The sequence below is a fragment of the Synechococcus sp. R55.2 genome (assembly GCF_047462075.1).
Taxonomy (GTDB): Bacteria; Cyanobacteriota; Cyanobacteriia; order Thermostichales; family Thermostichaceae; genus Thermostichus.
Map to the genome: position 1 here is coordinate 1 of NZ_JANSIH010000107.1, position 999 is coordinate 999.

The window sequence follows — 999 nt, forward strand, 5'->3', positions numbered from 1 at the left end:
GGCGGAGAAGCTGCTCCACAGAGGTGGCCTTGTACCGCCCCTGGTAGAGGGCTTCTAGCAAGGCTGCCGGGATCCAAAGATCCGGGAACAACTGGCTCCAGCGCTCCACCCAAACCTGGCTGGGTTGACCTTCCAGCTCAAACCCATAGTGCTCCAGAAAGGTGGCAGGATCCATCAGCCCATGGCAGCCCAAGGAAACTCAACCCAAGCTAGTCCAGATCCGCCGAGACAAAGGGGAGATAAAGCCTTTCTCCCTGGATCTCGCAAGACAGCTCTCGTCCAAGAATACCCCTATTTGCCTTTCATGAAGGCTCTGTGAAGAGGCTATAAAGCTGCAAAGCTGCGGTACGCTTAAAGACTCAGTGGCTGACGGGCCCCAGCTCAAGCGCTGCCTCCAGAGCGCGCTCGCTATCAGGAAACTGCGTCAGCAGCCGTCCTAGGAAGGCGACATCTCCCGTCAGGCCGTACAGAGCCATGAGCACATCCCCAGCATAGCGGCTCTGGGGGAAGCGGTTCAGCAGCTCATTGCCGGCGTAGATCGCCTGGCGGGCATAGCCATCCTGCAGGGCTTTGGCTTCCAGAAAGTAGCTGTAGCTGAGGCTGCCAGGATCCACGTAGTCCGGCAGTGACGTGTCGAACAAGCTGGTATCTTCTGTCACTCCTGGGGGGAAGCCCGGCAGCGGATAGATGGCTGCCGTTTCCTCGGGAGGGTAGGTGGTGTACTGGCGGTAGAGGATCAGCACCTGCCGGTACAGGCTTTCTTCCTGAAGATGGGCAGGGGCGGTGGGATCCGCCAGCACAGAGCCGAGTAACTCTGCTGCTACAGCATGGTGATTGGCCCGCTGATAGTCCGATAGAGAACTGGAGGAAGCTGGTTGCGGCGGCGCGCTTCCATCAGCATCCCCACTCAGGCCACCGGCACGGGTTTGGTTAAACAGCCACAGGTACCCATTGCGCCAACCGTCGGCAGCGGCCCAGTGGGCGGCCAGTTGATAGCGT

The 999-nt window shown here is 59.8% G+C and carries 1 protein-coding gene; it reads right to left on the bottom strand.

What is annotated here, in order from left to right:
• Positions 1-359: 359 nt before the first annotated feature.
• On the bottom strand, positions 360-999 hold a 640-nt coding region (locus NW838_RS03890; protein WP_414427526.1), incomplete at its 5' end, for a hypothetical protein.